This is a genomic window from Streptomyces sp. NPDC050416, from assembly GCF_044458845.1.
GTDB lineage: Bacteria > Actinomycetota > Actinomycetes > Streptomycetales > Streptomycetaceae > Streptomyces.
In genome coordinates this window covers 335,930-361,902 of the sequence record NZ_JBITII010000002.1, presented here as the reverse complement: position 1 = coordinate 361,902, position 25,973 = coordinate 335,930, and the positions used below count along the sequence as shown (strand labels likewise).

Annotated in this window: 26 protein-coding genes and 1 pseudogene; 23 read left to right on the top strand and 4 right to left on the bottom strand. The window is 68.4% G+C overall.

Annotated features, from left to right (window positions below):
* Window position 1: 1 nt before the first annotated feature.
* Entirely contained in the window at window positions 2-940 is a 939-nt protein-coding gene (locus ACIBL4_RS06660) for a hypothetical protein (protein ID WP_399407152.1), read from the bottom strand.
* 1,003 nt (window positions 941-1,943) lie between these two features.
* Here ACIBL4_RS06660 and ACIBL4_RS06655 point away from each other — a divergent pair.
* The 20 genes from ACIBL4_RS06655 (at window position 1,944) to ACIBL4_RS06560 (ending at window position 20,114) form a co-directional block, all read left to right on the top strand.
* Window positions 1,944-2,777, top strand: a complete 834-nt coding sequence (locus tag ACIBL4_RS06655; RefSeq protein WP_399408100.1) for a hypothetical protein — start codon at window positions 1,944-1,946, stop codon at window positions 2,775-2,777.
* Window positions 2,778-2,901: 124 nt separating this feature from the next.
* Window positions 2,902-3,609, top strand: a complete 708-nt coding sequence (cpaB, locus tag ACIBL4_RS06650) for a Flp pilus assembly protein CpaB (protein WP_399407150.1) — start codon at window positions 2,902-2,904, stop codon at window positions 3,607-3,609.
* Window positions 3,610-3,618: 9 nt separating this feature from the next.
* Window positions 3,619-4,872 (top strand): CpaE family protein, encoded by a 1,254-nt coding sequence (locus ACIBL4_RS06645; protein WP_399407148.1) that lies wholly within the window; start codon window positions 3,619-3,621, stop codon window positions 4,870-4,872.
* The gene (locus ACIBL4_RS06640) at window positions 4,869-5,255 is read left to right on the top strand and encodes a TadE/TadG family type IV pilus assembly protein (protein ID WP_399407146.1); all 387 of its coding nucleotides are present in this window, start codon (window positions 4,869-4,871) and stop codon (window positions 5,253-5,255) included. Before ACIBL4_RS06645 ends, ACIBL4_RS06640 begins: the two co-directional genes overlap by 4 nt.
* A gap of 1 nt (window position 5,256) precedes the next feature.
* Window positions 5,257-5,616 (top strand): TadE/TadG family type IV pilus assembly protein, encoded by a 360-nt coding sequence (locus tag ACIBL4_RS06635; RefSeq protein WP_399407144.1) that lies wholly within the window; start codon window positions 5,257-5,259, stop codon window positions 5,614-5,616.
* A 25-nt stretch (window positions 5,617-5,641) separates the two neighbouring features.
* Window positions 5,642-6,979, top strand: a complete 1,338-nt coding sequence (locus tag ACIBL4_RS06630) for a CpaF family protein (protein ID WP_399407142.1) — start codon at window positions 5,642-5,644, stop codon at window positions 6,977-6,979.
* Between the two features lie 11 nt (window positions 6,980-6,990).
* The gene (locus ACIBL4_RS06625) at window positions 6,991-7,935 is read left to right on the top strand and encodes a type II secretion system F family protein (protein ID WP_399407140.1); all 945 of its coding nucleotides are present in this window, start codon (window positions 6,991-6,993) and stop codon (window positions 7,933-7,935) included.
* An 18-nt stretch (window positions 7,936-7,953) separates the two neighbouring features.
* On the top strand, window positions 7,954-8,841 hold the full coding sequence (locus tag ACIBL4_RS06620; RefSeq protein ID WP_399407138.1) for a DUF5936 domain-containing protein: 888 nt from the start codon (window positions 7,954-7,956) through the stop codon (window positions 8,839-8,841).
* A 594-nt stretch (window positions 8,842-9,435) separates the two neighbouring features.
* Window positions 9,436-10,629, top strand: a complete 1,194-nt coding sequence (locus tag ACIBL4_RS06615; RefSeq protein WP_399408098.1) for a sensor histidine kinase — start codon at window positions 9,436-9,438, stop codon at window positions 10,627-10,629.
* Between the two features lie 75 nt (window positions 10,630-10,704).
* Complete coding sequence (locus tag ACIBL4_RS06610) at window positions 10,705-11,667, top strand: response regulator (RefSeq protein ID WP_399407136.1); 963 nt, start codon at window positions 10,705-10,707, stop codon at window positions 11,665-11,667.
* Between the two features lie 145 nt (window positions 11,668-11,812).
* A complete protein-coding gene (locus tag ACIBL4_RS06605; protein WP_399407134.1) occupies window positions 11,813-12,046 on the top strand; it encodes a Flp family type IVb pilin in 234 nt (77 codons plus the stop codon).
* Complete coding sequence (locus ACIBL4_RS06600; protein ID WP_399407132.1) at window positions 12,043-12,654, top strand: pilus assembly protein TadG-related protein; 612 nt, start codon at window positions 12,043-12,045, stop codon at window positions 12,652-12,654. Before ACIBL4_RS06605 ends, ACIBL4_RS06600 begins: the two co-directional genes overlap by 4 nt.
* 37 nt (window positions 12,655-12,691) lie before the next feature.
* Window positions 12,692-13,270 (top strand): hypothetical protein, encoded by a 579-nt coding sequence (locus ACIBL4_RS06595; RefSeq protein WP_399407130.1) that lies wholly within the window; start codon window positions 12,692-12,694, stop codon window positions 13,268-13,270.
* Window positions 13,271-13,350: 80 nt separating this feature from the next.
* A complete protein-coding gene (locus ACIBL4_RS06590) occupies window positions 13,351-13,932 on the top strand; it encodes an OmpA family protein (RefSeq protein ID WP_399407128.1) in 582 nt (193 codons plus the stop codon).
* 112 nt (window positions 13,933-14,044) lie between these two features.
* A complete protein-coding gene (locus tag ACIBL4_RS06585) occupies window positions 14,045-14,326 on the top strand; it encodes an Arc family DNA-binding protein (RefSeq protein WP_399407126.1) in 282 nt (93 codons plus the stop codon).
* Complete coding sequence (locus ACIBL4_RS06580) at window positions 14,323-14,715, top strand: hypothetical protein (protein ID WP_399407124.1); 393 nt, start codon at window positions 14,323-14,325, stop codon at window positions 14,713-14,715. The genes ACIBL4_RS06585 and ACIBL4_RS06580 overlap by 4 nt, the downstream gene beginning before the upstream one ends.
* Window positions 14,716-15,026: 311 nt before the next feature.
* Complete coding sequence (locus tag ACIBL4_RS06575) at window positions 15,027-17,540, top strand: hypothetical protein (protein WP_399407123.1); 2,514 nt, start codon at window positions 15,027-15,029, stop codon at window positions 17,538-17,540.
* Window positions 17,541-17,586: 46 nt separating this feature from the next.
* Window positions 17,587-18,339 (top strand): hypothetical protein, encoded by a 753-nt coding sequence (locus ACIBL4_RS06570; RefSeq protein ID WP_399407121.1) that lies wholly within the window; start codon window positions 17,587-17,589, stop codon window positions 18,337-18,339.
* Between the two features lie 280 nt (window positions 18,340-18,619).
* Window positions 18,620-19,375, top strand: coding sequence for a hypothetical protein (locus tag ACIBL4_RS06565; RefSeq protein WP_399408096.1), 756 nt, complete (start codon window positions 18,620-18,622; stop codon window positions 19,373-19,375).
* Between the two features lie 442 nt (window positions 19,376-19,817).
* The gene (locus tag ACIBL4_RS06560) at window positions 19,818-20,114 is read left to right on the top strand and encodes a hypothetical protein (RefSeq protein WP_399407119.1); all 297 of its coding nucleotides are present in this window, start codon (window positions 19,818-19,820) and stop codon (window positions 20,112-20,114) included.
* A gap of 41 nt (window positions 20,115-20,155) precedes the next feature.
* On the opposite strand, the pseudogene ACIBL4_RS06555 reads toward ACIBL4_RS06560, so the two are convergent.
* The 3 genes and pseudogenes from ACIBL4_RS06555 to ACIBL4_RS06545 all read right to left on the bottom strand — a co-directional run.
* Window positions 20,156-20,552, bottom strand: a pseudogene (locus ACIBL4_RS06555) (transposase); the annotation flags it as partial.
* 247 nt (window positions 20,553-20,799) lie between these two features.
* Window positions 20,800-20,991: a hypothetical protein gene (locus ACIBL4_RS06550; RefSeq protein WP_399407117.1), complete on the bottom strand. Its 192-nt coding sequence runs from the start codon at window positions 20,989-20,991 to the stop codon at window positions 20,800-20,802.
* A 17-nt stretch (window positions 20,992-21,008) separates the two neighbouring features.
* Window positions 21,009-21,860 (bottom strand): helix-turn-helix domain-containing protein, encoded by an 852-nt coding sequence (locus ACIBL4_RS06545; protein ID WP_399407115.1) that lies wholly within the window; start codon window positions 21,858-21,860, stop codon window positions 21,009-21,011.
* Between the two features lie 269 nt (window positions 21,861-22,129).
* On the opposite strand from ACIBL4_RS06545, the gene ACIBL4_RS06540 reads away from it, so the two are divergent.
* The 3 genes from ACIBL4_RS06540 (at window position 22,130) to ACIBL4_RS06530 (ending at window position 25,924) form a co-directional block, all read left to right on the top strand.
* On the top strand, window positions 22,130-22,633 hold the full coding sequence (locus ACIBL4_RS06540) for an ATP-binding protein (RefSeq protein ID WP_399407113.1): 504 nt from the start codon (window positions 22,130-22,132) through the stop codon (window positions 22,631-22,633).
* A 99-nt stretch (window positions 22,634-22,732) separates the two neighbouring features.
* Window positions 22,733-25,168 (top strand): Tox-REase-5 domain-containing protein, encoded by a 2,436-nt coding sequence (locus ACIBL4_RS06535; RefSeq protein WP_399407111.1) that lies wholly within the window; start codon window positions 22,733-22,735, stop codon window positions 25,166-25,168.
* Window positions 25,169-25,183: 15 nt separating this feature from the next.
* Window positions 25,184-25,924 carry a hypothetical protein gene (locus ACIBL4_RS06530; protein WP_399407109.1) on the top strand — a complete coding sequence of 247 codons (741 nt, stop codon included), beginning with the start codon at window positions 25,184-25,186 and terminating at the stop codon, window positions 25,922-25,924.
* Window positions 25,925-25,973 lie beyond the last annotated feature (49 nt).

Sequence of the window (25,973 nt, the reverse complement as noted above, 5' to 3'; positions counted from 1 at the left end):
GTCAGTTCGCACAGTAGCTGTAGGGAAGATAGGAGCGACCGTCCCCGCGGGGCGCCCCCAGGAACTGGGCGTCGGTCAGCGTCTCCGACTTCTTCTCCGTGCTGATCGTCATGCCCAGACTGAGCCCGAGATTCAACTCGAAGCCGTACTCGGCCGCGTTCACCTCGCCCGTGTACGTCATGCGGCTCGACCTGCCCTTGTCGAACATCAGCTGCCCGAAGGGATCGTCGGCGCCCGGGCGGGAGGTCGGCGCGTGGTCGTCGAACATGTACTGGAAGGGCGTGGCGACCTGCTCGTTGTTGCTGTCCAGCCACCGCTCCCCGATCGCCCGGTCCGCGTCGCCCTCGGGGCCGGGGTCGAAGCTGACGGAGTTGGTGACGATCTCGATGCCGGTCTGCGAGTCCGTGCCCTTCACGCCGGCGTTTCCGCCCCGCTTGTCGCCGTCCTTCTTGCCGTTGTCACCGCCGGCCTTGGCGCCGTCCTTCTGGCCGCCCTTCTCGACGGTGCGGGTCATGTCGATGCGGACCAGCTTGCCGGTCCCCTTGTCGTAGGTGACCGTGATGGTGCCGGTCTGCGTCGTGTTCGCCGCATACTCGCCGCTGAGCGGGCCCGCCTCGTAGCCCACCTTGGAGCCGTACTCGATGGACGAGGAGTACGTGTACGACTTGGTGTTCTTGTAGGCGTTGTCCGTCCAGGTGATGTCGGGGGAGTACTTGAAGGTGCCGCCGAGCGCGGCACTCAGCTTCTTCTCGTCGCCCGCCGAGATCTTCAGGCCCGCCGACGCCGAGGCCTCCAGACCCACCTTGCCGTAGGTGATCTTCCGTTTGTCGCCCAGCTGGTCCTTGATCCGGTTCTGCGTGTCCTCCTCGTCCTTGAGCGGACCGGTGCCGAAGAGATAGGCGATGCTGTCGCCGAGACCGGCCTCCGCGCCCCCGGGCATGGTGCGCCGCATCTCGACATCTGCAGCTTCTCCACGTCGTCCCGGAACCGCTGGGCCTCCTCCGGGCTCTGGAAGACCCAGGTGTCGCCGTTGGTCACCTTGATGCCGAGGCCGAGCTCCACCTTGTCGGTGCCGAACCTGCCGACCTTCATGCCCGGCTTGAAGTCCTTCTTCGCGGCGACGGACGCGGCATCCGTGAAGGTCAGATAGACCAGCTGGTCCTTGCCGTCGACCGTGCCGTCGCCGTTGACGTCCGTGTTCGCCTTGATGTGCTGCTCCTGGAAGCCGTACTCCTTGCCGATCTCCCAGAAGAAGATCTTCGCCTTGGAGCCCGCCTTGTCCGTGACGGAGGAGACCTGGCACAGCGCCGGCTCGAAGTCGGCGTCGGTCAGGGGCTTGCCCGGCCCGGTCCCTCCCGCCCCGCAGTCGCCGTCACCGGCCACCTCGCAGATCTGCGCGGCGATCTTGTCGTGGACGAGCTGCCCGACGCCGGTGGCCGAGACGGCCAGGACGATCGCCGCGCTGACGACGACCATGCCGAGGTACTCGGTGCCGGTCGCGCCGCGATCGTCGAAGACCGGTCTGTGTCCGTACGTCCGTATGCCACCCCCGCCGGCCATACGGCACCCCTCCTTGCCCGAACCATGTGCCTTGGACGGTGAGAGTAGGTACGCGCACCGGCGCAAGGCGTGGGCCTCAGGGCCCAAACGGAGGCCCACCGTCAACACTGGGCTCTCCGGGACCACCGGCCGGGACCACCCGAGCCCCCGCCCGCGACCGGCAAGATGCTCAACCTGCCCCGTTTTGACGCATCTTGTGCAACGACAGTTGCTCCTCAGCTACACAAACGCTGTTCTCCGGTCACAGAGCCGTGGATACAGTGCTGAGGTAGTCACGCAGTGAAGTCACCGAGGTGTGCCGCGGTAACAAGGCGGCGCGCCGACGGGCATGGGGAAACGGGGAGCTGCGCGTGCCAACTGCCATTGCCGTGACCAGTGCCGACATGGCACTGCCGCCACAGGACGAACGCACCCTGCCCGCCGTCGTGCTGCGGGAGGTCGACCGGCGCCCGCTGGAGCAGGCCCTCGCCGACCTGCAGACCCTGGTCGAGCACCACGGGCATGTGATCGTGGTCTGCTCCCAGGCCGCGCCCCTCGCCGTGCAGCGACGGCTGTACACCCTGCGCTCCCTCATGGAGACCGACCGGATCGCCCTCTTCCATCCCGATCTGCCCCCGCTCGGACTCGCCGTCCTGGCCCGCCAGTTACGACAGCTCGCGTCCTGCGACATCAGCCCCGGCGTACTCGCCTCGGCGGGGCGGCTGCTCGTGCACTACATCCACGCCGGCGCGCTGCTCAACTCGGTCGCCCGGCTCGACCGGGTCCCCGTCGGCCTGAAGTCGCACGCCAAGTCCTGGGTGCCCGGCAGCCAGTTCGGCGTCCTCGCCCACCCCGAGCCGCAGCTCGTCAGGATCACCCCCGAAGCCGCCCTGCCCGGCCCCGAGTTCGGCACCTGGATGCTGGTCGCCAAGGGGCAGCTCCAGTCCGACTGGGTCACCGGCACCCTGGCCCCGTCCTGGAAGGTGCAGGGTCTGCGCGAGACCCCGCTCCCGGCCGAGTCACCGGGCTGGTGGGGCACCGGCAAGCTGATCGAGTTCTGCAGTTACCTGCCCGACCTGTCGGTCCTCTACCAACTGGTCACCTCCGTGCGGCGGACCCTCTGCCACTGGTGCGGCATCGACGTCATCGGCGACCGCTGCGTCTTCTGCTCGGCCACGCCGCCCGTCGACGACCAGCCCCGCCAGAACCCGCACGAGAACCGAACGCCCGTCGGGTGAGTCCTGAACCACGGGACGCGCCACGGGACTCGCGTCCCGGGGTCCTGGTTCCGGCCCGTACGGACCACCGCTCACACCCATTCGTTTCCGCTCGACCGATATCCCCAATGAGGTTGTACGGTTCATGAACTCCCGTCAGCGCCGCGGCGTGATTCTCCTGCTCCTGTCGGTCGTCTGCGCCCTCGGCGCCTTCACCGGCGTGCTGTCCGTCATCAGCGACGTGAAGTCCAAGGTCGGCCCCGAGGTCACCGCCTACCGGCTCAAGTCGGACGTACCGCCCTACACTACCCTCAGCACGGGCCAGTTCGAGAAGATCAAGATGCCCGAGCGGTGGCTGTCGGACAACGCCGTCACCGACCTGCGCGAGATCCAGGGCAAGATCGCCGTGACCACGCTGCAAGCGGGCTCCCTGCTCCAGTCCGACATGATCGTCCGCCAGCCGGCCCTCCAGCCCGGCCAGCAGGAGGTCGCCATCATGATCGACGCGGCGACCGGCGTGGCCGGCAAGATCACGCCCGGTTCCTCGGTCAACGTCTACGCCACCTTCGAGGGCAAGCGCGAGGGCGACCCCGACCAGTCGAAGATCATCGTGACCAACGCCAAGGTCCTCGACGTCGGCGAACTCACCGCGCTGGAACCGGACGAGAACAACCGCACCCAGCAGCCCACCGACGCCGTCCCCATCACCTTCGCGCTGTCCGCCCTCGACGCCCAGCGCCTCACCTACGCCGAGTCGTTCGCCCAGCGGGTCCGGCTCGCCCTGGTCGCGCCCGGCAGCGACACCACCGTCCCCGAGCAGGACCGGACGTACGAACTCGCGAAGGACAAGTGAGAGGCCCGCATGCCCACGAGGATCCTCCCGGCAGTCGGTGACGCGGACGCGGTCCGGTCGATCACGACGCTCCTCAGCCAGCTCCCGGACGCCGAACCGGTCGCCCCGGTGGTCGACTCCACCCAGCTCATCGACACCCTCGCGCGGCTGGCCGCCGAGTCCGTCGACGAACTGCCCGAGGTCGTGGTCGTGCACGAGCGCATCGGCCCCGTCCCCGCACTGGAACTGATCCGCGAAGTCGCCCTGCGCTTCCCGGCCGTCGGCGTCATCCTCGTCACCTCGGACGCGAGCCCCGGCCTCATGCAGGCCGCCATGGACTACGGCGCCCGCGGCATGGTCGCCCTGCCCCTGAGCTACGAGGAACTCGCCAGCCGCGTCCAGGCGGTCGCCCAGTGGTCCGTCGGCGTACGCCGGCACCTGGGCGCCGGCGCCGACGTGTTCACCGGTGTCGGAGGCACGGTGGTCACGGTGAGCGGAGCCAAGGGCGGCGTGGGCACGACCCTGACGGCGATCCAACTGGCCCTCGCAGCCCAGGCCTCGGGGCGCAGTACGGCGCTGGTCGACATGGACCTGCAGACCGGTGACGTTGCCTCGTACCTGGACGTCCAGTTCCGCCGGTCCGTCGTCGACCTGGCCGCCATCACGGACATCTCCCCGCGTGTCCTGGCCGACGCGGTCTTCCGCCACGACACCGGACTCGTCCTGCTCCTCGCCCCGGCCGAAGGGGAACGCGGCGAGGACGTCACCGACCGCGCCGCCCGCCAGATCGTCAGCGCCCTGCGCTCCCGCTACGAGGTCGTCGTCATCGACTGCGGCGCCCAGCTGAACGGCGCGGGTGCGGCCGCCGTGGAGATGGCAGACAGGGCCCTGCTGATCACGACGCCGGACGTGGTCGCCGTACGGGGCGCCAAGCGGGCGGTGCGGATGTGGGACCGGCTCCAGATCCGCAAGGCCGAGGAGACGACCGTCGTCGTCAACCGGTACTCGCGCGGTACGGAGATCCAGCCGCCACTGATCCAGAAGATCACCGGCACGGCCGTCGCGGCCACCGCGGTCCCCGCCAACTTCAAGGAACTCCAGAGCGTCGTGGACGCGGGCCGCATCCACGAACTGGAGAGCAAGAGCACGGTGAAGCAGGCCCTGTGGGGCCTGGCCGGCGAACTGGGGCTGGTCAAGGTCCCCGAGGGCGCCCAGAAGGCGGGCCGGTCGCGGGGGGACCGGGGGTCGGTGAACTTCCGGCGGCGGAAGGAGGGAGGGGGATGACGATGCCCAGGTCAGCGAGACAGCGGGACGACGGCCAGGTCACCATCGAGTTCCTCGGCATGATGCCGACGATCATCGTGACGCTGGTGGTGCTGTGGCAGCTCGTGCTGGTGGGCTACACGTACACGCTCGCGGGGAATGCCGCGGATGAGGCGGTGCGGGCGGGGACGGCGGCGGAGTACGACCGTCCGGGCAAGTGCGAGCAGGCGGGACTGGACAAGCTGTCGGACGCGTGGAGGGCCGGCGCCGAGGTGGGCTGCACCACCGGGGGCGGCTATGTCACCTCCGACGTCGACCTCCAGGTCCCCGTCCTCTTCCCGGGCGCGATCGCCTTCCCGTTCACGGTCGAGGGCCACGCGGGTGCGGTCGAGGAGGCGAAGTGAGATGGCGTACGTCCGTAGAGAGCGCGACCGCGGCCAGGTCGCCATCGAGTACCTCGGGTTCCTGCCGATCCTGCTGCTCGTCGCCATGGCGGCCGTACAGCTGGGGCTGATCGCCTACACGGCGCAGCAGGCGGGGACGGCGGCACGGGCGGGGGCGCGCAGCGCCTCGCTGGACGGACCGCACGAGCGGGACTGCCAAGCCGCAGTGAGCGACTGGCTGGCCCGGACCACCAGATGCCCCGCGTCGTACGGCGGCGAAGAGGTCACCGTCACCGCCGAGATCACCATCCCGTCGATCATCCCGGGCAAGGGCGACTTCGGCACGGCCCGCAAGACCGCCACGATGCCGCTCGACCACTGAACGACGAGCAAGGAGCACCGGACGTATGAGCCTGCGAGCACGCATCAACTCCCCGGAGGAGAACGGCAACCGGGGCGAGGACGGCCACATGGTCGCCTCCTACCGGGCCAAGCTCCTGGAGGAGATCGACCTCGCGGAGATGAGTTCGCTGGTCGCCGCCGAGCGCAGGGCGCGGCTGGAGCGGGTGCTCGGGCACATCATCAGCCGTGAGGGCCCGGTCCTGTCGACGGTGGAACGCTCGCAGCTGATCCGCAGGGTGGTGGACGAGGCGCTGGGCCTCGGCATCCTGGAGCCGCTGCTGGAGGACGCGTCCATCACGGAGATCATGGTCAACGGCCCGGACGCGATCTTCGTGGAGCGCGGCGGCCGGGTGGAGCAGCTGCCGATGCGCTTCGCCTCGAACGACCAGCTGATGCAGACGATCGAGCGGATCGTCTCGACGGTCAACCGCCGCGTGGACGAGTCGAACCCGATGGTCGACGCCCGCCTCCCCTCCGGCGAGCGCGTCAACGTCATCATCCCGCCCCTGTCCCTGACGGGCGCCACGCTCACGATCCGCCGCTTCCCGCGCTCCTTCACGCTCCAGGAGCTGATCGGCCTGGGCTCGCTGGACGAGCACATGCTGTACCTGCTGGCGGGCCTGGTGCAGGCGAAGTTCAACGTCATCGTCTCGGGCGCGACGGGCACGGGAAAGACGACCCTGCTGAACGCGCTCTCCGGGCTCATCCCCGAGGGGGAGCGCATCATCACCATCGAGGACTCGGCCGAACTCCAGCTCCAGCAGGCGCACGTGATCCGCCTGGAGTCCCGCCCGGCGAACGTGGAGGGCAAGGGCCAGATCACCATCCGCGACCTGGTCCGCAACTCCCTGCGTATGCGCCCCGACCGCATCGTCGTCGGTGAGGTCCGCGGCGGCGAGTCGCTGGACATGCTCCAGGCGATGTCGACGGGCCACGACGGCTCGCTGGCCACCGTCCACGCCAACAGCGCGGAGGACGCGCTGATGCGCCTGCAGACCCTGGCATCCATGTCGGAGGTGGAGATCCCGTTCGTGGCGCTGCACGACCAGATCAACAGCGCGGTCGACGTCATCGTCCAGCTCACCCGTTTCGCGGACGGCGCCCGCCGTATCACCGAGATCGCGCTGCTGGAGAGCCACGGCAGTGAGCCGTACCGACTGGTCACGGTCGCCCGCTTCAACGCCCGGCCCATGGCGGCGGACGGCCGTATCCACGGCGCCTTCGAGTACCACCCCCTCCCGCGCCGCACCGCCGACCGCCTCTACATGGCGAGCCAGCCCATCCCCCAGGCCTTCGGCATCGCCCAGTCCGCGGACCAGCTAGCCACCCGAGAAGCCAGGTAGGAACCGTCCCCATGGAACTGCACACGCTCATCACGCTCACGACCGGCATCACCTTGCTGACCTGCGTCCTGGCGGTCATGGGCCTGCACTCCTACGCCATGGGCAAGGCGCAGCGGCAGGCGCTCGTCGACCGCCTGTCCACCACCGGCCAGATCCCGGTCGGCGGCCGACGCCGGAACTTCCGCGGGATCGACCGCCGCCTGCGGCGCACCAAGCTCGGCAAGAAACTGGAACTGCGCCTGGCCGCCACCGGCCTGGACATCACCCCGGGTGAGTTCTTCGTCTACATGCTCGCCACGGTGGCGGGCCTGTGGCTGATCGGCCAGGCGGCCCTGGCCCCGTTCTTCGGCCCGCTGGCCGGTCTGCTGGGCATCTGGGCGGCCCTGCAGTTCCTCAACTGGCAGCGGCAGAAACGGATCGAGAAGTTCATCAACCAGCTTCCGGAAATGGCCCGCATCCTCGCCAACGCGACCCAGGCCGGACTCGCGCTGCGCACGGCCATCGGCATGGCCGCGGAGGAACTGGAGGCCCCGGCGGGCGAGGAACTCGGCAAGGTGGCCGACCAACTGGCGATCGGCGCGTCGATGGACGACGCCCTGGGCGAACTGGCGGACCGCCTCCCCTCCCGTGAACTGGTCGTCCTGGTCACCACGCTGGTGCTGTCCAACCGCGCGGGCGGCCAGGTGGTCAGCGCGCTGCGGAACCTGACGGAGACACTTGAGGAACGCAAGGAGACGCGACGGGAGGTCCGTACCCAGCTGTCGCAGGTGAACATGACGTCGTATGCGGTGCCGGTGCTGGGGGTGGGCGCCTTGTTCATGCTGAACGCCATCGAGGACGGAGCGCTGGACCGCATGACCGGGTCGCCGGTCGGTCAGGCCAGCGTGATCATCGCCTTCGGTCTCTACGCCATCGGGTTCTTCCTCATCCGCCGCTTGTCTCGCATCGACGTCTGAGAAGGCCGGAGCCGAATCATGGGACTTCTTCTCGCACTAGTCATGGGCCTCAGCGTGTGGGGCATCTTCGTCGGCATACGCATCTACCGTGCAGAGGCAAAGCTTCCCGGCGACCTCGCGTTGGCACTGGAGGTCGGCGCGTCCCGCACCAGCGCCGTCGGCTCGCTCGTCGACCGGCTTGGCATGCGATACGCGCCCGCCGTCCTGCGTCTGATGGGCCCCAAGCAGGTCGCCAAGTACCGCCGCAAGATCGACCTCGCGGGCAACCCCGGCGGCCTCACCATCGACCGCTACGCGGCCAGGCGCGCGGTATACGGGGCGATCGGGGGACTGGGCGGTCTCATCGCGCTCAGCAAAGGAAGCCTCTTCAGTGCCGTCATCATGTTCGCCTTCGCGGCCTTCTGGGCAGAGGTCGGCATTTGGGCGGCGATCCGCGTCCGCAAGGACGCCATCGAGCGGACACTGCCTGATTTCCTGGACGTACTTGCCGTTGTGGTCAGCGCGGGCCTCGGATTCCGCCAGGCGCTGGAACGCGTCGCCTCCAAGTACGAGGGCCCCTGGGCCGACGAACTCAGCATCACCCTGCGCCAGATGGACCTCGGCATGAGCCGCCGCGACGCCTTCACCGAACTGCGGCGACGCAATGACTCGGAGCAGGTGGCCATGTTCGTGACGGCGCTGCAACAGGGTGAGGAGCTGGGTGCCCCGATCGTGGACACCCTGGTCGCACTCGCCAAGGACATGCGCCGCACGGATGCACAGAACGCTCGTCGAAAAGCCGCACGCGCGGTTCCCAAGGCCACTTTGATGATCACGACGTTCATGGTCCCGGCCACGATGATCCTCCTCGGCGCGGGAATGCTGCTCGGTTCCGGTACGGACTTCAGCACGATCACGGGCCAGTAGGACGGGGGTGGCGACAGCATGTCGGCAACGAGGGAGCGGACGGGGTTGCTGCGCCGCCGTCCGAAGACACCGGAGATCACGACACCGCCGGCGGGCACAGTCCTGCCGGATCACGTCAGGACGGGAGCCCGGGACGTCCCGGTGACCTACGTGACTCCGGCCCTCCCACCAGGATGGATCCCGGCAGACGCCCCGGCCCCGACGGACACCGCTGGGCCGGACGCGGGCGGGACCGCCGTGCCCGAGCGGACGGTGCGGATCAGGCGGGGACTTCGGCGGGATGGGACGGCCCGGACGAATGCCACGGCGCCGCGCTCGCAGGGCAGAACGGCGGCACCGGCGAACGACCGGCCGACGGCGGACACGAAAGGCGGGCCGGCGGCACAGGCGAAAGGCGAGTCGGCGGCACGGACGAAGGGTGAAGGTGCCACCGACCGCGTGCAACCACCACCGGGGCCACCCGCACTCGGCCCCGAAGGCCGCACTGCAGGTGCGGATGAGAGCCCGAACGCGGCCGTACGCCGAGTGACCCACCCCATACCCGCGGCCGCGGACAGCCCCACCATCCCCATCCAGATCAACGCTCTCCAGGCCATGTGCCGTCAGGTTTTCGGCTTCCGCCTGGCCATGATCGCTCTGGCCGCACCGGCGGCCATCCTCAACGCCGGTCCAGGCCTGCCCACCCGCCTGGTGGCCGTCGCCGTCGTCATCACCTTCATGGGCTCCTACGTTCTTTTCCGGGACTGGGAACGATTCGGCCCTCTCCTCCTCCGCCATCCCTCCCTCCTGGCCCTGGACACCCTCTTCGGCTCCCTGCTCCTCATCTCGGCGGGCCCGGACACCACCCTCGCCTACGTCAGCGTCTGCACCCCCCTCCTCGCCGGCCTGGTCTACGGCTGGCGTGGCGCAGCCGTGTTCGCGTCGCTCCAGTCGCTGATCCTCGTCCTGGTCTACGCGACAGCGACGGACCTGCAAGCCGGCATCGCCGAGTCATCCCTCCTTCCGGGCCTCTGCCTCATCGCCGGAGCCGTGGGTTCGAACCTCCGCAACCTCGTGCTCCGCTTCGGCTCAGCCACCCAGGCTCTGACAGCGGTTCAGGCCCGCCTCGCCGTCACGGAAGCGGTCAGCGCCGAACGCGCCCGTCTGGCCCGAGAGATGCACGACTCGGTCGCGAAGACCCTGCACGGCGTGGCCCTGGCCGCCGATGGCCTGGCAGGCTCGGCAGGGGCCGACCGCATGAATCCGGCCCTGGTGAAACAACAGGCCGAACTGGTCGCCCGCTCCGCTCGCCGCGCCGCTGCCGAGTCGCGAGAACTCCTCGCCGACCTCCGCCGGGAGACAGACCCCGACCACGCCACGGACGTACTGGTGGAACTCGCCGCCCGCACTCGGGACTTCAGCGGCCGCACCGGCCTCCCCGCCGCCTACCGCCCGACCGGCGAGCACACAGTCCCTCCGGTCCCACCCGCTGTGGCCCGTCAACTCCTCACCATCGCCACGGAGGCCATGGAAAACGCCTACCGTCACGCAGCGCCCACCCGCGTTGACGTGCGCGCAGGCGTCCACGGCGACCTGCTCCGCATCAGCGTCTACGACGACGGCCGTGGCCTCCCCTCGGGCACCACCCTCGAACAACTCCGCCGAGCGGGGCACTTCGGCCTGGTCGGCATGGTCGAGCGGGCCGCCTCGGTCGGCGCACGGATCCGTATCGGCCGCGGTAGCCATCCCAGAGGCACGGAGGTACGCCTGGAACTGCCTCTCGCGGCTCTGACGACACCGCGCGCATAGAACCAAAGGAACGCCTGAGAAGGAACGCCTGAGTACGCCGCACCCGTCCCCGCACCACGAGAGGAGGCCGCACCGATGCCGGACCCGACTCCCCACCCCGGCTCTCAGCAGCCGCTCCAACCGCCACCGAATCCGTTCGACGACTTCCCGACGGCCCGACAACCCGCCGCTCTGCGCGTCGTCGTCGCGGACGACAACCCGGTGGTCCGCGCCGGCCTCACCGCCCTGCTCTCCGGCCGCGAGGACATCACGGTCGTGGCGGAGGCGGCCGACGGCCGCGGGGCCTACGAGGCAGCACGCCACCATCGCCCCGACGTCGTCCTGCTGGACGTCCGCATGCCGGGCGTGGACGGCATCTCCGCACTCCCGTACCTGGTGCAGATCGCCCCGGTCCTGATGCTGACGTACAGCAGGGAGTCGGAGATCGTCCAGGAGGCCCTCCGTCGAGGAGCAGGCGGTTACCTGGTCCACGGTGAGTTCACCTCGGACGAACTCGTCTCCGCTGTAAGGGACATCAAAGAGGGCAGGGCCCACTTCACACCCACGGCGGCAGGCGCCCTGCTGGCGCAACTGCGTCAGGGGCAGGGAACGGCGGGTCCGTCGCTACCCGAAGGCCTGGGGCAGATGGATGCGACTGCATACGGAACAACGGCGTCCGCAATGCCGCATACTCAGGCCCCAGATCTCACTCCACCAGGGAATTCGCATCTACCGCGCGTCCCGGCTCCGCCTGCTTCGCCCGAAAACCTTTCGCAACTGCAACCAGATGTGGGACAGTCTTCGTCTGGGTGGATGAGCGGCCGTCCGGCCGCTCCCGACAGGTCGCGGTTCCAACTGAGCACGAGGGAGGCGGAGATCATGGACCTCATCGCATCCGGCATGAACAACCAACAGATCGCCGCCACCTGCTTCATCAGCGAGAAGACGGTCAAGAACCACATCAACCGCATCTTCGCCAAGCTCCACAGCACCAGCCGCTCCGAGGCCGCGGCGAAGTGGCTCGGCACGGCACCGGGCTCACACCGAGGACTGGGGTGACCTTCGGTGACGGTATGGGGGGAGAATTCGTTGGGCCCGCACGATTGGGCCCTGGATTGGGTCCTGGGACCCTCTGGCGGACGGGATGTTCCGCCGTACGTTTCTCGTGTCGAAAGCGGCACCGCCGAAACCGGAGGGGAACATCATGAGCGACCTGATGCTGAAGACGGCTGTTGCGACCAAGGTCCGCGTGAACGGCTGGAAGAACACCACGGTCGAGGCCATGCAGCGCCGCGCCGGCGACAAGGGGCAGACCGCGGTCGAGTACCTGGGCATCATCGCGGTCGTCGTGGCGATCGTCGTGCTGATCGCTTCTACGAACCTCGGTCAGACGATCGTCGACAAGCTCACGGCTCAGATCGCCAAGGTCGCTCCTTGATCCGACCTCGCAGGTACGGCGACGCAGGGCAGGCATTCCCCATCTACATCACCGTGGTGGGGAGCCTGCTCTTCCTCGCGTTCGCGTACTTTGCGGTCGGCCAAGCCGCGGTCAATCGGAACGGCGCCCAGACGGCTGCGGACGCAGCCGCTCTCGCGGCGGCTCAGGACACCCGGGACAAGCTCGCCGGCAAGTGGGTGGAGGACGTACTCGACCCGAGCAAGTGGCAGGGCATTTTCGAGGGTAAAGGAGCGGTCCTGGACGGCTGTTTCCGTGCGCACCAGCTCGCTTCCCAGAACGATGCGCATGTGGATGCCGCCGCCGGTGGTTGCCAACCGAAGTTGCCCTTGAGCTACACGGTCCATGTCCAGACCGACAAGCCCGTCGGAGACTCCGTCCTCCCCGGCACGGAGCACAGGTACGCGCATGCATCGGCCACAGCGGTGATCAAATCACGCTGTGAGTTCAAGCCCCTTGCCGAGGGCGCCGGTGACGATGTGCTTCCGGGACTCACCTGCAAGGGCACGCACTGGGACCTGAAGCCGGGCAACCTCACCGACTTGCCGGGACCCGAGGACCTCTTCGAGGTCTATTTGGCCGACCAATAAGCGAACGCGAACGACGAGTGAAGAAGGAAGCAGAGGCATGAGCATTCGGTTCACTACGAAGGCCCGCAGGGGGATGGTCGCGATGACCGTTGTGGCTGGACTGGCTCTCGGCGTGGCCGGCTGCAGCGGAGGCGGCGACGACAAAAAGCCGAACGCATCGGCGTCCGCCTCCAAGGGTGGTGGATCCCAACCGAGTGCTCAAGAGGGACAGGCAAGCGAGCCACTGGCCGAGTTGAAGGGCCCCAGCGGGCTGCTCCTCCAGATCACATCTGCCGTCCGCGACTCAGGTGGTTTCGTGACGTTGAGCGGCGATCTGAAGAACGACGGCTCCGAGGTCACGGTGATTCCAGCAGCGCTGAGCGGCAATGAGACCGAGATTCTCAACAATGGCAGGTCACTCGGTGGTGCCACGCTCGTCGACTCGAAGGGCAAGAAGCGGTACTACGTACTGCGCGACACGGATGGGCGCCCGCTGACGACCACGGGCTTCTCGACGATCAAACCGGGTGACACGATGGACGTGTTCCTGCAGTTCCCGGCACCGCCGTCGAGCACTACCGAAGTCAACTTCCAGTTGCCGCTGTTCGCCAGCGCCGCCATCCAGATCTCCGGGTGAGGCCCACCGTGACCTACACCCGCACCTCTGTCCGAACAGCGTCTCACCGCCTCGCCTGGCCAGTCCCCGTCGTCTCGATCATGGTCGCGACAAGCATCTTCAGCGCCGCAACCGCCCACGCCGACGAAAGCCCCAGTGTGCCCCCGGGCACCGAAGCGACGGCCACGGCCCCCGTCAAGGTCGACCCCAACGACCCCGACCTCAAACTCCCTGAGGGCGCCACCCTGGCCGCCGCCAAGGTCCTCGACATCAAACAGGTCGTAGAAGACCAAAGCGGCGACGAACGCCGGGAAGACACCAACGCCGACGTCAAGTTCGCCCTCCAGGCCGAGGTCCTCTTCGGCAAGGACAGCGCGAAGCTCGGCGCCCAGGCGAAGGCCCGCATCTCCGCGATCGCCGAGGAGATCAAGACCCAGAACGCGACGAAGATCCGCGTCTTCGGCTTCACCGACAACCTCGGCTCCTCCGCCCACGGCGACGTCCTGTCCAAGCAGCGCGCCAACGCCGTACAGGAGGTCCTGGACCAGGAGCTGAACGACTCCAACGTCACCTACGAGGTACGTGGCTACGGCGAGCAGTACCCGATCGCGGACAACTCCACGGAGGCCGGCCGCAAGAAGAACCGCCGCGTCGAGGTCTCCTTCCCCCGCACGGAGAGCTGAGCGCCGTTCGGACGCCGGAGGCCCTCTCCCACAACCGCGAACTGGGAGGGGCTTCTGGCGTGTGCGGCGCAGACAGGGAGCGCTCGGCGTATACGTCACGTATACTCTCCGCATGTCCGACGTCATGATTCGTGTGCCCGCCGAAGTCCGTGACCAGCTCGCCGCCGTGGCGGAGGCGCGAGGGACCAGCCTGCGCGCCCTCATGCAGGAGATAGCTGCTCAGACGTTGACTCCCGAGCAGATCAAGGAACGGGCCGAGCACACCCGCGCCGTGCTTGCGGAGCGATTCGGGCATTATGTGACGGACGCGGAGTCTGCGGAGATGCGGCGCAAGATGCGTGAAGCCACTGCCGCTCATCGGGCCGCGCTCGCCGAGGCGGAGCCGTCGCGTTGAACTTCACCGAACACTATGTCCTCGACACTGCCACGCTCCTGGCGATGGGAGGCAACAAGCAGGTCTCCGGTCTCATCCATGCGGCGGCGGCCAGCGATGACGTGCGCCTGTGGGTGCCAGTTCTGTGCCTCCTCGAGGCTGAGCGCGAGCGTGGGGGGATCGTCGCTCACGCCGGTGTGCTGCTGGACGTACTCCGCATCGTCGATGACGACTACGCGATGGCTGTGACCGTTGCCGAGCTGTGCCGCGACGGTCTTGACTTCGGCGTAGCGGCAGCCGTACATACTGCGCGGCCGAACCCGATGCTCCCCGACGGAGGGCTCGTGACCACCGTCGCGCCGGAACTCTATGCCGGGCTCGGAGTCGGGGTCATGGACCTGAACCGCTGACCAGCCCGACTCCGGGCGCCGCGCAGGCAACGCCTACAGCGGGTGGTCCGCCTTACCGGCTTTGATGTCCGTCTCGTGACGCCCGCGGGTGCCGCGCCGTGAGTGAACTCGGGGGCAACTGCGGCCGCGGGCCCAGGGTTGGGCCCAGGGGCCCATGTGTCAGTAATCGATTCTCATTAGCCTCGGCCGGGTGTCCGCCTTGAATCGCCGCCCGCGAACTGAGGTCACCTATGTCCGGTGCCGGTAGCCCGATACCCCCGAGCGGGATGTGGGGCGCACAGAACACCCCCTCCTGGGACCGGCGTTCGCCATTGCCACGCGAACTGGGCTGGGCGCAGGTACTCCTGTGGGTGCAGTTCGCGCTGACGGTCCTGTACGTGGTCACCGTGCTGTCGGTGGTGACGTACTACTCCGGGGAGATCTTCGGGATCCTGGTGTACGACTCGCTGCCCAGCGTGGCCGGGGTCTACCTGGCCCGGCGCCTGTGGCGGGGCGGGGTGTGGACGAGCCGCGCACTGATCGCCATACAGGCGTGGATCGTGTGGCTGTCGCTCGGCACGCTGTTGCACGGCGATCTGCGGGGCATCACGCAGGCGGCGATGCCGATCGCGGTCATCGTGCTGTTGCGCCGGGCCCGGTCGCGAGAGTGGTTCGAGATCCCTCCCCAGGACAGGGAGGAGCGCCGGGCGTTCAGCCTGGCGAGAATGATCCGCTGGCGGCGGGACGACGGCCAGACCGCGGTGGAGTACGCGGGGCTCATCGCGGTGGTCGCGGCGATCATCGTCGCGCTGTCGGTGGGCGGCCTCGGCGGGCGTATCGCCGACGGCATCCAGTCGGCGGTCTGCTCGGTGACGGGCACGGCCTGCCCCGCTCCGCAGGGCGATGGCACGGAGACGGGTGCGGCCGGGGACAACAACGACGATGCGCAGCAAGACGGTTCGGAGACCGGCACCGGCACCGGCACCGACGGCGGCAACGGCGCGGACCCGGACGGCCGCGCGAACGCGGACGGCGGCGCGAACGCGGACGATGGCACGGGGTCAGATGGCGCTGGCGGCGCGAACGGCGAGACAGGTACGGAAGGCGACTCGGGCACCCAGGCCGGTCCCGGCGGCCAGGAAGGCACGACCGCCGACGGTGGGACGGGCGGCAACAACACCGACGGCGGTCCGGCCTGGTCGACTCGGATCATCACCTACGAGGGCGCGGGGACGAACGACACGGTCCCTCTCGCTCCGGGGCCGTTCGACCAGAGGTCGCTCTGGGACGACGTACACGACCAGGAACGCCACGACAGGACGTTCATGGACCACGTCCGTGGCTTCTTCGTGGCCCCGACCAAGAGCTTCCTGGCCAGCACCATGGACGTCGTCAGCGACCCGGTCGGCTCGATCAAGGACAGCTGGAACGGCCTGAAGGGCTACACCACGAACTGGTGGGGCGACAAGGCCGACGAGCTGGGCAAGGAGTGGGACAAGGGGAACTACGTCTCCTCCGTATGGGGCTGGGTCAACTCGCCCGAGGACTTCGTGTCCGACCTTGCGACCGACACGTTGATCGACAAAGAGAACTGGGAGAAGGGCAACTACGGCGCCTCCATCGGCAACACCGTCGTCGGCGTCGTCGGCATCTTCAGCCCGAAGACCATCACGAAGTTCACCAAGTTCAAGAAGCTGGCCGAGGTCGGTGAATCCCTCGACAAGGCGGCGGACGCGGCCGAGAAGGCCCGCAAGGCGGCGAAGGCGGGCGACTTCGCCGGCGCGAAGAAGGCCGCGGACGAGGCCCAGAAGCACGCCGACGAGACGAAGAAGAAGGCCGAGAAGAACGGCAGCTGCACCATCGCGATCGGGCGCGTCCCGTACGGCGGTGGCGGCAGCCTGCGCGGAGTCCCGGGCACCGGCACCGGCGTCCTGGCGGCCCCTCAGGGCGGCCGGATCGTCGTCGCCGAAGGAGGCGGCAAGGAGTGCACGGGCGACGACGCCGACGACGCGCGCCAGGCCCAGCAGGAGGCGCTGGACGCGCGGGCCGAAGCGGCGAAGGCCGCACTGCGGGAGCGGGGCTCTTCGGTGCCTGACGACCAGATCGACGGGCTCGTCAACCGCGCCAAGGACCCCCCGGAACCCGGTGAGATCAGCATGAAGGACGCGGCTGACTCGCTCGACGAGATCACCGACCTCGCACGCCGCGGAAACGTCAACGGCGATGCCGCCGCGGCGCTGGAAGGCAAGGTCGCCAATGCCTCCGACGCCAACAAGCTCGCCCAGGCACGCGCGGAGGTGAACGCCGTACGCCGCGCTGCCGACGACGCGGCCCCCGGAACCCACGTGGACGCCGGAGTCGGCGGCAAGATGAACCGCAAGGAGGCTGACTTGGGCAACGGGGAGAAGGTGAATCTCGACGAGATCCCGGACGCGGACGTGGTCTACAAGGACAAGAACGGCACCGTGCACGTCAAGGAGGTCAAGAACGCCGGCTCGGCCACACGCAAGGCGGACTTCGCCAATCAGGTCGAGAGGCTCAAGGAGTGGGCGAGCAAGGAGCCGCGCCGCAAGGCCACCGTGGAGATCGAGACGGCGGACCGCTGGACGTCGGTCTTCAGCGAGTTCAAGCCCGCCCGGAACGGCAAGCCGGCGAGCGACACCAGAACGGCGGCCGGTGAGATGGCCAAGAACGGTGTGGACGTGAAGGTGGCGGGCCAGGGTCTGTCCGCCGACCAGCTCGGCAGGATGCAGCGTGCCATCGACGAGCGGACGGCGAACGGCACGATGGACTGGAGGAAGATGAAGGATCCGGACAGCGCAAAGGCGTATCTGGGCATCGAATAAGACGAACGAGTGGACGACAGCCACGAGACGTGGCAGGACGGCGAAAATGAGCGAGTCGGACGCGGAGCTGAGTGCCGAGGAGATGTGGGATCCGCAGGTCGCGCGATGGCGTGATCCGGAGGGTGACTACGTTCTGCCCCGCGCCCTTCGATCCTTGCCACAGCCTTGGGACGAGGGCGACTGGGATCGGATCGGGGACCTGCCGCGCACCGATGAGCGGGTGGCGGAGGCTCGGCAGGTGGTGACCGAGCTGCTGGAGGACCCGGAGTTGGCGCCGGATGTGCCTCAGCCGCCGTCTCCGGGCCTGTTGTGGCACGTGTGGGAGGAGTTCCACCAGGCGGTGGGGGAGAGGATGCCCCGCACGAGCCAGGTGACGTGGGCCGGTGTGGACGAACTGGTGCGCGAGTGGCGGGGGCGGGAGAGGCTGTACCCGCTTCAGCGGCATGTCGTTGATCACGTCGAAGCGGCGATACTCGCCATGATCCCGCGGCTGCGGGACGACACCGCCGACTCGGTGTTCCGCTGGCTGGCCCTGGACTCCGACCCCGGCCGTTTCGCCGACTGGGCGGTGGATACGGCCGAGCGCTGCGTGATCGAGGACATCGGCGCGGACTCTGCCATCGAGCTGCTGGGCGCGATGGGGAGTCCTGAGGCCAGGGCAGCTCTGGATCGCCTGTCGGTGAAGCCGGGCGGTCCGGCGAGTTGGGACAACGCGGAGGCGGCACAGGGGAAACTCTTCGATATGGGGAGGGAGAGGCGGAGCGGTAGTAGGCGCGGAGCTGAGGGAAAGGACGATTAGCCTCTCCTGCTCCCACCTGCACAAGAGCTTCCCTGCACGTGGGGCTCCGGCTTCCGCTGGCCGCTGCGAAGGGGCGTGCCAAGCTGCTGCCGGACAACAACACGCACGAGATCAACGGACGGACCTATTGAGTAGAGGACACCGGAACCGTCTTTCCGGTCCCCGGCCCTGGCTTGGTCGCCATGGACCGCATTGAATACGCTGAGTGATCGCGAATCTTTTCACCGTCGCGGAGACAGAGCCGTCGCGGCTCCGCGGGGCGCTGGCTCAGTTGCTGGCCGTGACGCCCGAAGCGGTCGACGTCGCCGACACGGACGGGGACCAGGAAGCGCGTCGCTGGGACTCACCTGTTCTGTGCACGTACCGCGTGCTGCCGCCCGGTGACCTGGCGCTGGAGCTCGACATCTACGTCGAGGACGAGACGGCCGGAGCTCTCAGTGAGGCGGACTTGGCGCAAGGGCTCGCGGTCCGTACGACGACCTCGGTCCTCTTCCCCTCGATGGACATCGACCTGGACTCCGCATACTGGGTCGCGGTGCCGGATGGACGCCTCGTGAGATGTCGGCTGGAGGCGATCGACGCCGATGAGGACACGAGATACCGGGTCGACGCGGTGGAGGAGAAGGTGGCCGATCTCCCTCGCGCGAAGGTGGAGTGGCTCCCCGAAGCTCTCGAATACGAGCCCATCGGGACGCCTCTCTCCGATGCCTTCCTGGCCCCGTATCCGACGGACACGGCGGCGAGCGTCGAAGGGCGCGTCCACTACAGCCTGCGCGTGTGGGAGAGGCTGGTGCGCCGGTTGGAGTCCGACGGGAGCCCTTCTGGCCGGTACCGGGAAGACCTCTTCCGGCGTGATCTGGAGGCCCGGGACACTCTGGCGCGTCTCTTGCGCGAGGTCGACGACGTATACGCCGGCGGCCTGAGATCCGCTGTGACGCGATTGGACGGCATCTTCCGTGCATGCACCGAGCCCGGGAACGACGAGAAGGCCGAGCGCTGGTGGTGGTGTCGGCGTCCAAGGCATGTTCCATGGTGAGCCCGCGAGGACGAGAAGGAGCGCGGCACGCCCTTGGAGCGGAACTGCTCACTGTCCTCCCCCGACGGTTATGAACCGGTGACGCTCACACTTGCGCACCTGCACTGGGCCTTAGCATCAACTCAGTGGGCGCAGACATAGATGGTGTGATCGAGACTCGCTCGGCCGACGGACACTGGGAGATGGCGGTCGACCTTCTGGACCTGCAACTGTGGCGGGACCACGAGGCGTGGGGGTGTCTCTTCAACTTCGGCGGGACGGGGGGTGTGGATCGTCCCCTCTTTGCCGACCGCGGGCTTCCGAGCGACCCCTCGGATCCGGTACGGGATACCGGAGGCGAGGACTATCAGCACAGCCACACGTATGCCACCTGGGCCGAAGTCGCCGTGGTCGACTGGGACGCCCCGCTCGCCGACGAGCCTGCTTATTACTGGGCAGGCCTGTGGCGCCTGGTGATGACGGCGAGCTCGTCCAGCACGACATCGTGTGGGGCTCAGCCACGCCCGGCCTGGATGAGGCCGCGGCCGATGCTTTCGGCGAGGATGTGTACAGCCCAGCGGAATGGCCGCAGGGCGGCGAGGTCCACCTGGACGGCGCCGTGTACCGCCCCGTGATTCTCACAGCGCGGATGCTCGCTCCTCCGGCTCAGGCACCCTGGTCCCGGGTCTGGAATGCGATGCGGGACCTCGTCGACAAGCACGGGGACGACAACGTACGTCTGGTCGTCTGGTTCGGTTGACAACGGCTCCGGCGTGCCCCAGGGCCTGTGTGGTGTCGTGATCAATCGGCTGCTTCCAGGAGACCTCCGAGCCAGATCATCGAGGCGCGGAGTTCGAGGCCGGCGAGGTAGCTCTCGGGCGTCTTGTCGATGCGTGTGGCGATGCCGCGCCAGTCCTTCATCCGGTTGATCAGTTGCTCGACAGTGTTGCGACCACGGTAAAGACCGGCGTCGAAAGTGACGGGACGGCCGCCTCGGCTGCCCTTCTTCTTGCGGTTGGCCACATGGTCCTTCTCTCCGGGATGACCGCTCTGATACGGCGTTTGCACAGGTGGGAGTGGTTGGCGCGGGACGAGTACGCCTTGTTCGCGGCAACTGGGCCCGGCCGGTTGCGGGGCCGGCCCCGACCGGCAGACGAACCCGGATCGTCTTCAGCACGGGGACGAACTGAGGGCTATCCGCCCCGGCCATTGTGGGCGGCTGGGCATCGACGTGGAGGAAACGGATCCGGAGGCTTTCGCCGAATGCTGGCCAACCCGCATCGGCGAGTTTCTGGCACGGGGCGTGCTCGAATGGCTGTGGCGTGAGGACTGCTTCGCCCCCTGGGCGCTGGATCTGGCCATGCGCTACATCGACCGGAACGTCGCCGTCGCCGAAGCGACCCGCCTGCTGACCGAGGCAGCGGAGGCCGGCTCGGAGTGGGGGCCTACAGCAGATGGTCGGCCTTGCCCGCCTTGATGTCCCGGATAAGCGCCCGGAGGGCATCGCGGCTGTCGGTCAGATGGCGCTCCTCCTGCCCGGCGACAGCGATGTAGGCGTTGCCATCCGCATCGGTGCCTATGCGGAAGCAGTTGTTGCCCTCGCCGCAGTACGGGTCTTCCCAGTCGATGCCGGTCACGGTGGCTTCCTTTACGGTCAGAATTCGCGGACGACGCTGCGAATGAGGTCACGCGAGGCCGCCGTCGGCAGCGCTGCGTCGTCCATCCAGTCCAGATGAGCACGGTACTTGGTGAGCTGCGCCTCCGCGCCGGTGAATTCCGGCCCGTGTGCGGAGTCCAGCTGCACAGTGTCGAGTTGGGGCACGTCCCCGTCCGCGTACAGGAGCGCGTGCCCCGCCCCGGGGAACCCACCCACGCTCGTCGGGATCACCCGTACGTCGATCGCGTCGTGTTCGGACCGCTCGGCCAGGTGCTCCAGTTGTTGCCGGGTCACCTCGACGCCGCCGTACGGCATACGGAGCGCGGCTTCGTGGACGTACGCGACGTACGGCAGTGACTCGGGCCGGTCGAAGACCTGCTGCCGCTCCATGCGGTGCGCCACGCGCAGCTCCACCTCCAGCCGGCTCAGCGTGGGGAGGACGGCGGCGAAGACGGCACGGGCGTACTCCTCGGTCTGGAGAAGTCCTGGCACGTGCATGACCTGTGCGGTCCGTACGCGCGTCGCATGCCACTCCAACTCGGCGATGTCCAGCAGCCCGGCTGGTAGCGTGCCGCGGTGGCGCTCCCACCAGCCCCGCTCTTTGCTGTCGGCCATGGCGACCAGCGCCTCGACGTAACGTGCGTCCGCACATGCGTAGTTGCAGGCGAGCGTGCGGACACGGTCGGCCGAGAACGGGCGGATCCCCGACTCCATGTTGGACAGCCGGGTCCGGTCGATGCCCAGCAATCCGGCGGCGTACTCCGTGGTCGCCCCCGCCGCGAGTCTCATCTTCCGCAACTCGGCACCCAGACGCTTCTGTCGCTCCGTCGGCGTACTTCTCGTGGCCATGCCGCCCCTTCTTCAGCTGTGGTGGCCCTCAGTCTGCCGGTGCGCGACGCCAAGGTCCATCGCGGTAGGGGTAATTATCTCCAATCCGATGGACACTGTGACTCTACTCCCTATACGGTCAGTGACAGATCGACTACACAACTCTCCGCCGCAAACGGAAGCGCATCACGCGTGCCCGCCCACACACTCCTGCCCTGGGAGCGGTGGGCCCGCGTCAGGGAGACGAGCCACCCGCGGAGCAGAATCCCCCGACGACCAAGGGAGTTGCCATGCCCGCGTCCGTGACCACCTGCTCGTCCCCGGCCACCGCGCCCACACCCCCGACCCCCGAAACCCTCACCTACAGCCTCACGCTCCCTGCCGCACTCCAAAGCCCGGCCATCGCCCGCACGGCGACGCGGACGATCCTGCGAGCCCACAGCCTGGAGGACGTTACCGACGCAGCCGTGCAAGCGGTCGGCGAACTCGCGGCCTGTGCTTGCCGATTCACACCCTCCGCAGAGGTCTACATGTCGCTGCGCTACCGGGAGTCCGCCCTGCGCGTGATCCTCTACGACGGCCACCCGCGTCACACGAATCCCCACTTGGCGGCGGCGTGCGACACCCGCCGCCGAGCGGCTCTGCGGGTGCTCGCCTGTGTGGTCAAGGCGTGCGGCGGCAACTGGGGTTTCGGCGATGCGCGCGAGCCGGGCGGCGGTACGCGCATGTGGGCCGTGCTTCCGCACCACGGCGCCCGGGCGTACGTACGCGGCGCCGGCGTACTCGAGCGATAGGCCCCGTCATTTAGGCCCCGTTTTGGGGCCACGGGCCCATCCCGTCCCGCCGTCCCCTTCCTACCCTCGGGCCGTGTCGTAGAACGAAGGTGGGGGGACATGGCCTCGATCGGGGGAGCGCCGGAGTTCGGGGCCGGGTGGCCGTCGGGGAGTGGTGGGCGGCGGGACCTGCCCGGCTCGCTCGCGACGGCGCTGGTCCTCGTCCACACCCTCTTCGCGGTCACGGTCGTCGGTGGCCTCGGCCTCCTGCTCACCGCGGCCTCGTACGACGCCCTGGACGGCGGCGTACTCGCCCTGACCGCCTACGCCGCCGCCCCAGGAGCAGTCGGCTGGTGGTTGGCCCGACGTACCTGGGAGGGCGGAGCGAGGATCAGGGGCGGGCTGATCGCCGTACAGATCTGGCTGATCCTCGGCTCGATATCCAACATCACCGACGGATCACCGCGCGGCTACACCCAGCTCTTCCTCCCCTCGCTGATCCTCTACTTCCTCACCCGCCGGGACAGCCGCGACTGGTACCGCCTCCCCGAGTCGGCCAGGGCCGAACGCCGCCCCTTCTCCCTGGCCCGGATGATCCGCTGGCGCCGGGACGAGGGCCAGACGGCGGTGGAGTACGTGGGGCTGGTGGCCGTGGTCGCGGCGATCATCGTCGCTCTGCTGGTCGGTGGTCTGGGAACGCAGATATTCACCGGCATTCAGTCGGCGGTGTGCAAGGTCACCGGAACGTCGTGCCCGGCGGAAGCGGGAAACGGCGGGGAGGAGGTTCAGGCCGGCGACGGCGCGAACGAGACCGACGGTGACGGCGCAGCCGGCCAAGGCCAAGGCAGTCAGGGCAAGGGCGGCCAAGCCGCCGAGAACGGCGGATCCGCTGACGGTGACACGGGGAGCGGCGACACAGGCAACGGCGACACAGGCAACGGCGGCACCGGCGACGGCGGCACCGGCGACGGCGGCACCGGCAACGGCGGCACCGGGAACGACGGCGCCGGCGGAAACGGGCCCGGCGGAGCCGATTCCGGAGGCCAGGGCACCCCCGGGTCCGACTCGGGCGGCCAGGTCGGTGAGGAAGGCGTCGACAACGGCTCCGCCTCGCAGGGCCGCGAGGACACCACCGTCTCGTACCCCGAGGAGACCGACGAGGAGAAGAACGACGCAGCTGAGGGCGAGCCAGGATGGGAGGAGGACGAGCAGGCCGCCGGGAACAGCGGCGACGACGACGGCGACGACGGCTGCACCTCCGGTGTCGGGGCCTTCTTCGGCTGTGTGGGGGACCAGTTCAAGCAGGTGGGGCAGGGCCTGTTCGTCGACGGCATCTGGGGTGACGTCACGGGCATCTGGGACACGGTCACCAACCCGGGTGAGGCGTGGGAGGGCCTGAAGGACTACGGCAGCTCGCTGGGCGACCAGTGGTCCGAGGACGCCAAGGACGCAGGCGAGAAGTGGGACAACGGCGACTACTTCGACGCGCTCACCGACTGGGGCGGCGCGTCGTTGAACACGGGTGTCAAGGTCCTGGACGACACGTTCGTGGGCGACGAGGTCCGTGACCAGTGGGACAACGGCGAGAAAACCCGCGCGGTCACCAACGTCGTTTGGAACGTCGGCTCGCTCTTCATCCCCGGTTACGGCGAAGCCAAGATCGTTCAGAAACTCGGCAAACTCGGGAAACTTGGCAAAGTCGGCAAGCTCACCGAGAAAGCCGCGAAGGCGGCGGAGGACGCCAAGAAAGCGGCCAAGGCCGGTGACGCCGACGCCGCAGCGAAGGCGGCGAAAGAGGCCGACGAGGCGGCGGACGCGGCCGAGGAGAGGGCGAGGAAATCCGGCTGCACCATTGCCTCTGCTTCCGGCCGCCGCGTCCCGTACGGCGACATCCCGGGCCTGACCGGGTCCGCCGGCAGCGGCACCACGGTCCTCGCCGCCGGCGGGTCCCGCGCCCCCTATGTCGTACTGGCCGAAGGCGGCTGCGACGAGGAGGCCAAAAAGCAGGCGGAGGAAGCCCGCAAGCAGGCCGAGGAGGCCGAGGCGGCCGAGAAGGAGGCGAAGAAGGAAGAAAGCCGCAAGAAGGTCGCCAAGTGGAAGAAGCCCTCCTGGTACAACGACCTGAAGAACCCGCGAAAGGGCTCCAAGGACGGCGGTGACGGCCAGTGGAAGGCCAAGAAGGCGGTGGCGTACTGGCCGAGCATGGAGCGCTGGATGCGCTACCAGGAGCAGGTCACCAATGTGAAGCGGGGCAAGGAATACGCTGTCAAGGATCCGAGGACGGGCAGGGACGTCGACTTCGATGGCTGGGACTCGTCACGGCAGACTTACATCGAGGCGAAGTTCGGATACGGCAAGAAGGTCGGCGAGGACGGGACTCTTCAGAAGGCCCAGGCGGACAAGTTCATCGAGCAGGCGCAGCGCCAGCTGCGCGCTGCGAACGGCAAGCCCGTCGAATGGAACTTCTCCAACAAACGGGTGGCCGAGGCCGCACAGAAGGCGTTCGACGACGCCGACCTGGACGTAGTGGTCAAGCACATCCCGGCGGAGAAGTAGGAAAGAGGAGCGCGCATGTCGGGCGAAGTGGTCGTGAAGGTCTCCTGGGGGCCCAGGCCGGAGACGCCTGAGCAATTGGCTCAGCGGTGGCTGGAGCTCCTGACCGGCCTGTCGGAGCTGTCAGAGCTGTCGGAGGGGGCGCCGGCCGAGTGGCGCTGGGAGGAGGATTCCGGCCCGGGGCAGCTCGTACCCGTGGAATCCGAGGGTTTGGCGGCGGCACTGGAGGCGGCCAATACCCAGGACGACCGGGACATCCTCGGCTACACAGCCAACGTTGTGGCCACTCAGTCGGACGGCGCATACGTGCGGGCCAGGGTGATCGCGGGAGGCTCGAACGAATACTCCCCGTTCACGGCGGTGGTGCACCTGTTCCCCGCGTCCGATTCGGCGGCCGTACCCCTGACGGGCCGGTTCACCGAGGTGCTGGCGCTTCTGGCGGACGTGTGGGACGCGGACCATGGGCTGACTTACGACCGGCCGCTGTACAACGAGCTCAGGTCGGCCTACGGCCTGCGGGCCTCCCACCCACGCGCGGGGTGGGCGGTCTACCTGTCGGAGAGCCGCGCCGCGCGCGTCCCGGACGACTTCTCCGCTCTGCGGCGCCTGCCCGGCAGGCACGGCGGAGTTGTGCTGGAGATCGCGGACAGCTCCGGCGGAACGCCGTCCACCCAGGCGGTGCTCGCCGCTCACAAGACGCTTGCCGGGACCGGTGCTCTGGACCCCCTGCCGGTCCCGGCCACGGAGGCGAAGCTGTGACGGTGCGGGTCGGTGAGCGGTTCAAGATCTCGGTGAACGACGAAACAGT